The organism is Hypericibacter sp., assembly GCF_050729195.1.
Lineage (GTDB): Bacteria > Pseudomonadota > Alphaproteobacteria > Dongiales > Dongiaceae > Hypericibacter.
The window spans coordinates 24,626-32,186 of sequence record NZ_JBOHKS010000125.1 but is presented as its reverse complement, the minus strand read 5'-3'; the positions used below and the strand labels follow the sequence as shown (position 1 = coordinate 32,186).

At 66.7% G+C, this 7,561-nt stretch carries 10 protein-coding genes; 9 read left to right on the top strand and 1 reads right to left on the bottom strand.

Annotation, left to right across the window (positions count from 1 at the left end):
• The 9 genes from ACREE8_RS09750 to ACREE8_RS09710 form a co-directional block, all read left to right on the top strand.
• Nucleotides 1-487, top strand: a 487-nt coding sequence (locus ACREE8_RS09750) for an ABC transporter substrate-binding protein (RefSeq protein ID WP_431572793.1), incomplete at its 5' end; no start/stop codon positions are given.
• Nucleotides 488-739: 252 nt separating this feature from the next.
• Nucleotides 740-1,543, top strand: a complete 804-nt coding sequence (locus ACREE8_RS09745; protein ID WP_431572792.1) for an urease accessory protein UreD — start codon at nucleotides 740-742, stop codon at nucleotides 1,541-1,543.
• A 14-nt stretch (nucleotides 1,544-1,557) separates the two neighbouring features.
• Nucleotides 1,558-1,860, top strand: a complete 303-nt coding sequence (locus tag ACREE8_RS09740) for an urease subunit gamma (protein ID WP_431572791.1) — start codon at nucleotides 1,558-1,560, stop codon at nucleotides 1,858-1,860.
• Between the two features lie 8 nt (nucleotides 1,861-1,868).
• A complete protein-coding gene (locus tag ACREE8_RS09735) occupies nucleotides 1,869-2,177 on the top strand; it encodes an urease subunit beta (protein WP_431572790.1) in 309 nt (102 codons plus the stop codon).
• A 7-nt stretch (nucleotides 2,178-2,184) separates the two neighbouring features.
• Entirely contained in the window at nucleotides 2,185-3,897 is a 1,713-nt protein-coding gene (gene ureC, locus ACREE8_RS09730) for an urease subunit alpha (RefSeq protein ID WP_431572789.1), read from the top strand.
• An 8-nt stretch (nucleotides 3,898-3,905) separates the two neighbouring features.
• Nucleotides 3,906-4,430, top strand: coding sequence for an urease accessory protein UreE (locus tag ACREE8_RS09725; RefSeq protein ID WP_431572788.1), 525 nt, complete (start codon nucleotides 3,906-3,908; stop codon nucleotides 4,428-4,430).
• Entirely contained in the window at nucleotides 4,423-5,100 is a 678-nt protein-coding gene (locus ACREE8_RS09720; protein WP_431572787.1) for an urease accessory protein UreF, read from the top strand. The genes ACREE8_RS09725 and ACREE8_RS09720 overlap by 8 nt, the downstream gene beginning before the upstream one ends.
• On the top strand, nucleotides 5,097-5,729 hold the full coding sequence (gene ureG, locus ACREE8_RS09715) for an urease accessory protein UreG (protein ID WP_431572786.1): 633 nt from the start codon (nucleotides 5,097-5,099) through the stop codon (nucleotides 5,727-5,729). The genes ACREE8_RS09720 and ureG overlap by 4 nt, the downstream gene beginning before the upstream one ends.
• A gap of 110 nt (nucleotides 5,730-5,839) precedes the next feature.
• Nucleotides 5,840-6,691, top strand: a complete 852-nt coding sequence (locus ACREE8_RS09710; RefSeq protein ID WP_431572785.1) for a dienelactone hydrolase family protein — start codon at nucleotides 5,840-5,842, stop codon at nucleotides 6,689-6,691.
• A 15-nt stretch (nucleotides 6,692-6,706) separates the two neighbouring features.
• On the opposite strand, the gene ACREE8_RS09705 is transcribed toward ACREE8_RS09710, so the two are convergent.
• The gene (locus tag ACREE8_RS09705) at nucleotides 6,707-7,510 is read right to left on the bottom strand and encodes an IclR family transcriptional regulator (RefSeq protein WP_431572784.1); all 804 of its coding nucleotides are present in this window, start codon (nucleotides 7,508-7,510) and stop codon (nucleotides 6,707-6,709) included.
• Nucleotides 7,511-7,561 lie beyond the last annotated feature (51 nt).

The window sequence follows — 7,561 nt, the reverse complement described above, 5'->3', positions numbered from 1 at the left end:
CGAGATCGCCGATGCGACCAAGCTGCTGCGCCGTCAGCGCGAGCAGGTGAAGTTCTATTGGTCGGACAACTCGACGGTCGAGCAGGGCCTGTCATCGGGCGAGCTTGTTGCCGCCTATGCCTGGAACGATTCCGTGCGCCGCCTCACCAAGCAGGGGGTGCCGGTCGCCTATATGGATCCGAAAGAGGGCATGCGGACCTGGGTCTGCGGGCTGGTGCTGCCGAAGAATGGCGGCAACGAGGATCTGGCCTATGACTTCATCAATGCCTTCACCTCGGCGGAGACCGGCGCCGTCATGCTCGACGAGTTCGGCACCGGCCATGTGAACCAGAAATCCTTCGGCATGGTCAGCAAGGAAACACTGGATTCACTGGGTCTCGACGATCCGACCGCGATGATGAAGCGCACGGTCTTCCTGCGCGCCGTCAATATCGATCGCGAGCAGAAATACAACGAGGTCTTCAACACCGTGAAGGCCGGCGGCTGAGATGCCGCCCGGCCGCTCCCTCGGGAGCGGCCGACCCTCAGCAGGGCAGCCTTGCGCCGCCGACCGGGCACGTTCTAGGGTAATGCCTGGCCGGCGGACCCAAGGCGCTTTTCGGGAAAGCGCTTCGTCCGGCCTCTCTCGCTGTTCCAGACCACGGCGAACACGCCTGATCAACGCCAGCCGCTCAGCTGGGGGCCGATGTTCGACGCCGTTTTGCCGTCTGATTCTCCTGGCTTAGGGGTTGCGGAGCGCTTGCCGCGCGCCGAGGGAGCGGTGCGTCTCGCCTTCAAGCGCCAGGAATCGACGACGGTCCTCGACCGGCTCTATCAGCAAGGGGCGGCGCGGGTGCGCCTGCCGAACCCGCCCGCGGGCGAGCCGCCGCTGGCCGTCCTGCTCAACATGGCCGGTGGCGTCACGGGCGGCGACCGGCTCCGTCACGACATTCACCTGGCGCCCTCGACGGACGCGGTCGTCACCAGCCAGGCGGCGGAACGCGTCTATCGAAGCATGGCCGGCGAAGCCCGGATCGAGAACCGGATCACGCTCGACAGCGGGGCGCGGCTCGACTGGCTGCCGCAGGAGACGATCCTGTTCGATCGCGGCCGCCTCGAGCGCCGTTTCACCGCCGATCTCGGGGCCGGTGCCGTGCTTCTGGCCGTCGAAGCGCTGATCCTGGGGCGGCGGTCCTCGGGCGAGACAGTCCGGCAGGGCCTGATCCAGGATAGCTGGCGCATCCGCCGCGAAGGCAAGCTCGTCTTCGCCGACGGCTTGCGCCTTGGCGGCGATTGGGTCGCAAAGACGGCCCGCGCGGCGATCTTCGGCAATGCGACGGCCATGGCCACGCTGTTTCTGGTCTCCGGCGATGCCGAAGCCTGGCTCGATCCCCTGCGTCGGGTCTTGAGGACGCTTCCCTGCGAGAGCGGCGCCAGCGCCTGGAATGGCATGCTGGTAGCGCGTTTCCTCGGCGCCGATGGGTTTCATCTGCGCGAGAGCCTGACGGCGGCGCTCGGCGTCCTGCGCGGCGCCCGCCTTCTGCCGCGCACCTGGCTCTGCTGATTGTCGGAGGATCGATGAACCTGACGCCGCGTGAGAAAGACAAACTGCTGATCGCCATGGCCGCGATCGTCGCGCGCCGGCGCCTGGAGCGCGGCGTCAAGCTGAACTATCCCGAGGCGATCGCCCTCATCAGCGATTTCGTGACCGAGGGTGCCCGCGACGGGCGGGCCGTGGCCGATCTGATGGAAGCGGGGGCCCACGTGATCGCGCGTCAACAGGTGATGGAGGGGGTGGCGGAAATGATCCATGACGTGCAGGTCGAGGCGACTTTTCCCGACGGGGTCAAGCTCGTCACCGTCCACCAGCCGATCCGCTGAGGCGCGCCATGATCCCCGGCGAGATCTTCACGAAAGCGGGCGAGATCGAGCTCAATGCCGGCGCCGACGTCATCACGCTGCGCGTGGCCAACAGCGGCGACCGGCCGATCCAGGTCGGCAGCCACTACCATTTCTTCGAGACGAACCCGGCCCTGACCTTCGATCGCGACAAGGCGCGCGGCCGGCGCCTCGACATCGCCGCCGGCACGGCGGTGCGGTTCGAGCCGGGCCAGGAACGCGATGTGCGTCTGATCCCGGTCGGCGGCGCCCGGCGGATCTTCGGCTTCAACGGCCGCATCATGGGATCGCTCGAGTGAGGACATCATGCCGGTGAAAATCGCACGCCGCGCCTATGCCGACATGTTCGGCCCCACCACGGGCGACCGGGTCCGTCTGGCCGATACCGACCTGATCCTCGAGGTCGAGGAGGACCGCACGATCTATGGCGAGGAAGTGAAGTTCGGCGGCGGCAAGGTGATCCGCGACGGCATGGGCCAGTCGCAGCGCTCGCGGGCCGAGGGCGCGGTCGATACCGTCATCACCAACGCGCTGATCCTGGACCATTGGGGCATCGTGAAAGCCGATGTGGGGTTGCGCGACGGCCGCATCGCTGCGATCGGCAAGGCGGGCAATCCGGATCTGCAGCCGGGCGTCGATATCGTGATCGGGCCCGGCACCGAAATCATCGCCGGGGAAGGCAAGATCCTGACCGCGGGCGGCATCGACGCCCATATCCATTTCATCTGCCCGCAGCAGATCGAGGAGGCGCTGGTCTCGGGCGTCACCACCATGCTTGGTGGGGGCACCGGCCCGGCCACAGGCACCAGCGCCACCACCTGCACCCCGGGCCCCTGGCATCTGGCGCGGATGCTGCAGGCGGTCGAAGGCTTCCCGATGAATCTGGGTCTGGTCGGCAAAGGCAATGCCAGCCTGTCGGAAGCTCTGATCGAGCAGGTGAGGGCGGGGGCCTGCGCCCTCAAGCTGCATGAGGATTGGGGCACCACCCCGGCCGCCATCGATTGCTGCCTCTCCGTCGCCGACAAGTTCGACGTGCAGGTGATGATCCATACCGACACGCTCAACGAGTCCGGCTTCGTCGAGAACACGATCGCTGCCTTCAAGGGCCGCACCATCCATGCCTATCACACCGAAGGCGCCGGCGGCGGCCATGCGCCGGACATCATCAAGCTGGCGGGCCTCGCTCACGTCCTGCCGTCTTCCACCAACCCGACGCGACCTTTCACCATCAACACGGTGGAAGAGCATCTCGACATGCTCATGGTCTGCCATCATCTCGATCCCTCGATCCCCGAGGATGTCGCCTTCGCGGAATCGCGCATCCGGCGCGAGACCATCGCCGCCGAGGACATCCTTCATGATCTGGGGGCCTTCTCCATCATCTCCTCCGACAGCCAGGCCATGGGACGGGTGGGCGAAGTCCTGATCCGCACCTGGCAGACCGCCGACAAGATGAAGAAGCAGCGGGGCCGCCTGCCCGAGGAGAAAGGCGATAACGACAACCGGCGGATCAAGCGCTATATCGCGAAATACACGATCAATCCGGCGATCGCGCAGGGGATCTCGGCCCATGTCGGCTCGATTGAGCCCGGCAAGCTTGCGGATCTGGTGCTCTGGCGGCCGGCCTTCTTCGGCGTGAAGCCCGACCTGATACTGAAATGCGGTGTCATCGCCATGGCGCCGATGGGTGATCCGAACGCGTCGATCCCGACACCGCAGCCGGTTCATTACCGCCCGATGTTCGGCGCCTTCGGCCGCCTGGTCGCCGAGAGCGCGGTCACCTTCGTTTCACGCGCGGCGCTGGACGCGGATATCGGCCGGAGCCTGGGCCTCTCGAAGACGCTGCTCGCGGTCGAGAACACGCGCGCCGGCATTTCCAAGGCCAGCATGATCCATAACGATGCGACGCCCGAGATCGAGGTCGATCCCGAGACCTACGAGGTCCGCGCCGACGGCTTGCTGCTGACTTGCGAGCCGGCGAGCGAGCTGCCCATGGCCCAGCGTTATTTCCTGTTTTGAGGTCCATCATGATTCGAGCCATCGAAGTCCAGCCCGCCGGCCAGTGGCACGGTCCCGCCGTCGACAGCGTCACGCTCGACTATCAGGGGCGCCATCGCCGGCGCATCGCCATGGCCGGCAGCAAGGGCACGCGCTTCCTGCTCGATCTCGGCCGCGCCACCCCCTTGCGCGAGGGCGATGGCCTGCTGCTGGAGAGCGGCAGCATCGTCGCCGTCCATGCGGCGGCGGAGCCGCTGCTGGAGATCGGCTGCGCCCGGATTGCGGATCTGGTGCGGATCGCCTGGCATCTCGGCAACCGGCATCTGCCGACCCAGCTCTGCGGCGATCGCCTGCGGATCCGGGCGGATCATGTGATCCGCGAGATGGTTGAATCGCTGGGTGCAGAGGTGAGGGCGATCCAGGCGCCGTTCGATCCCGAAGGCGGCGCCTATGGCCACTTCCATGCGCCTCATGGCCATCATGATGAGCCTGAAACCGTGACGCCGCTGATCCAAGCTGTCGGAAATCCGAAGATCGGCGAGTTCCATGACTGACCGCTCGCTCTACCGGCTGATGGCGTGGCTGTCGCCGTCCTATCCGGTGGGTGCCTTCAGCTATAGCCACGGGCTCGAATGGGCGATCGAGGCGCATGATCTGCGCCGGCCGCAAGCCATTGCGGATTGGATCGAAGACATCCTGCGCTTCGGCGCCGGTCGTAGCGACGCGATCTTGTTTGCCCATGCCCATCGCGCCATCGGACGCGAGGACGAGGACGCGCTGTTCGAGGCAATCGAATTGGCGCGGGCCTTTCAGTCCTCGCGCGAGCGGGCGCTCGAGAGCCTGGCGCAAGGCGAGGCATTCCTTCGCGCCACCCGCGCGGCCTGGCCGATCCCGGCGCTGGATCGGCTGACAACCGATCTCGGGGAGATCGCCTATCCGGTCGCGGTGGGCGTTGCGGCGGCCGGCCACGGGATCGCGTTGATGCCGGCGCTGCAGGCCTATCTCCAATCCTTCGCCGCCAATCTGGTCTCGGCCGCGGTCCGGTTGATCCCCCTGGGCCAGACGGCGGGGTTGCGGCTGGTGGCCGCGCTCGAGCCGGTCATCGAAGAAGTGCGCGAGGACGCCGAGGCGGCGCCCTTGACAATGCTGGGCGGCTGCGCCCTCCGTGCCGACTTGGCATCGATGAATCACGAAACCCAGGAGACGAGGCTGTTTCGCACATGAGCAACTCGAACAACGGACCCTTGAGGGTCGGGATCGGCGGGCCCGTCGGCAGCGGCAAGACCGCCTTGATGGACGCGCTCTGCAAGTCGATGCGCGACCATTACGACATCGCGGCGATCACCAACGACATCTACACCAAGGAGGACGCCGAGTTCCTCAATCGCTCGGGCGCCCTGGCATCCGAGCGGATCATGGGTGTCGAGACGGGTGGCTGCCCGCATACGGCGATCCGCGAGGATGCCTCGATCAATCTGGCGGCGGTCGCGGCGATGCAGGCGCGGTTCCCCCGGCTGGACCTGATCCTGATCGAATCGGGCGGCGACAATCTCGCCGCGACCTTCAGCCCCGAGCTGGCCGACATCACGATCTATGTCATCGATGTGGCAGCGGGCGACAAGATCCCGCGCAAGGGCGGACCCGGCATCACCCGCTCGGACCTCTTGGTGATCAACAAGATCGACCTCGCGCCGCTGGTGGGGGCGAGCCTGGAGGTGATGGACCGCGATGCCCGGCGCATGCGTGGCGAAAGGCCGTTCCTTTTCACCAACATCAAAGCCGGACAAGGCGTGAGCGCCGTCCGCGATTTCCTGACCCGGGCGGGCGGCCTGGCGAACAAGGCGGCCGAATAGGGTTCGGGCCGATCACAAACTTGTAACCGCGTCGGCCGTCATATCTGGTTGACGGGCAACTGGCGACCTATGTGATCCTCAGCGACAACGAATTTTCGGCGGAGGATTCAATGCGTCAGGACGTCATCGATCTCTACGATGCCTTTACCCACAGCAAGATGGGCCGGCGGGTCTTCATGGAACGCATGACGAAGCTGACCGGCAGCGCCGCCGCGGCTCTGGCCGCGGTCAAGCTGCTGCAGCCCGATTCCGCCGCGGCCGCCATGATCGCCGAGAACGATCCGCGCCTCGCCATCGACACCGTGACCATCGATGGAGGCCCCAAGGCCTATTGGGCCAAGCCCGCCGGCGGTGGCAACTCGCAGCCGGGCGTCGTCGTGATTCACGAGAACCGAGGGCTTACGCCCTACATCCAGGACGTCGCCCGTCGCGCGGCAGTCGAAGGGTTCTCGGCCCTGGCGCCCGATCTTCTGAGTGCGTCGGGCGGCACGCCGTCGGACCCCGACCAGGCGCGCGACATGATCGGGACACTCGCGCCGACGCAAACGGTCGAGGATATACGCACCACCATCAGCTGGCTGCGTTCGCGGCCCGACAGCAACGGAAAAGTGGGCCTCGTTGGCTTCTGCTGGGGCGGCGGCATGGTCAATCTCGTGGCCGAAGCGGAGCCGACATTGGATGCCGCCGTGGCATTCTACGGACCCACGCCGCCGCTCGAACAGGTGGCGAATATCCGCGCGCCCTTGCTGCTGCATTATGCCGGGCTCGATGAGCGCGTCGATGCCGGGATCCCGGACTATCGCAAGGCGTTGGACGACGCCGGCGTGAAATACGACCTCTACATGTATGACGGCGTCAATCACGCCTTCCACAACGACACCTCGGCCGAGCGTTATTCGCCCGAGGCCGCCAAGCTGGCCTGGCAGCGCACCATCGATTTCTTCAAGGCCCACCTGGTCTGAGGCCGGTGCTCCCGCCTAGCCCGCGGCGCGCAGGCTCCGGTTGGCCGACCCGCCCAGCGACGCCGACAGTTTGTCGGCGTGACGCCGGACGATCTGGCCCAGCTCGTCGATCCGGCCGTTTTCCTGCCGTGGTTTCAGGCCGGTGACGCTGATGGCGCCGGTGGCGGTGCCGGCACGGTCATAGACGCAGGCGCCGACGCAGATCACGCCTTCGACATCTTCCTCGTCATCGACGGCATAGCCCCGCTCATGGACGGTGGTGAGCTCGCGCAGCATCGCAGCGAGGGTGGTGATCGTGTGCGGCGTGCGCCGCGGCAGGCCGGTCTGGCGCAGGATCGCTTCGGCATCGCGCCGCGGCATCGCGGCCAGCATGGCCTTGCCGACGGCCGAGCAATGCGGCGATTCACGCCTTCCCAGCGCATCGCCGAAGCGCACCGTCCCCGGCCCGTCGACGCGTCCCACCACGACTGCATAGGCGCCGTCCAGAACGGCGACACGCGAGGTCATGCCGGTTTCCTCAGTCATCTCGCGCAGGATCGGCAGCGCCAGGTCGGAAAGCGAAAGATTGGCCACGGCAAGCTCGCCCAGCCGCGCCAGGGTCAATCCCAGCCGGTAGCGCCGGCTCTGGCCTTCGCCGACATCGGCGATGACGCCATGCGCCAGGAGCGTCTGCAGGATGGCATAGGTCGCCGCCTTCGACAGCGTCAGGTCGCGGGCGAGATCGCTCAGCCGCGCACCGTCGCGGCCTTGGCGCGCGATCAGCTCCAGCAGATCCAGGGCTCGGCCCAGGCTTTGCACCCGGTAACGTTCGTCGGTCATGACACCCGCTTGTCAGATTTCGGACCTGCCGGCCCGTGCTAGGCTGGCTCG

Coding starts and splice junctions, on each gene's coding strand:
- ACREE8_RS09710 (WP_431572785.1), top strand. CDS start 5,840: ATGCGTCAGGACGTCATCGATCTCTACGATGCCTTTACCCACAGCAAG.
- ureC (WP_431572789.1), top strand. CDS start 2,185: ATGCCGGTGAAAATCGCACGCCGCGCCTATGCCGACATGTTCGGCCCC.
- ACREE8_RS09735 (WP_431572790.1), top strand. CDS start 1,869: ATGATCCCCGGCGAGATCTTCACGAAAGCGGGCGAGATCGAGCTCAAT.
- ACREE8_RS09740 (WP_431572791.1), top strand. CDS start 1,558: ATGAACCTGACGCCGCGTGAGAAAGACAAACTGCTGATCGCCATGGCC.
- ACREE8_RS09705 (WP_431572784.1), bottom strand. CDS start 7,510: ATGACCGACGAACGTTACCGGGTGCAAAGCCTGGGCCGAGCCCTGGAT.
- ACREE8_RS09725 (WP_431572788.1), top strand. CDS start 3,906: ATGATTCGAGCCATCGAAGTCCAGCCCGCCGGCCAGTGGCACGGTCCC.
- ACREE8_RS09720 (WP_431572787.1), top strand. CDS start 4,423: ATGACTGACCGCTCGCTCTACCGGCTGATGGCGTGGCTGTCGCCGTCC.
- ureG (WP_431572786.1), top strand. CDS start 5,097: ATGAGCAACTCGAACAACGGACCCTTGAGGGTCGGGATCGGCGGGCCC.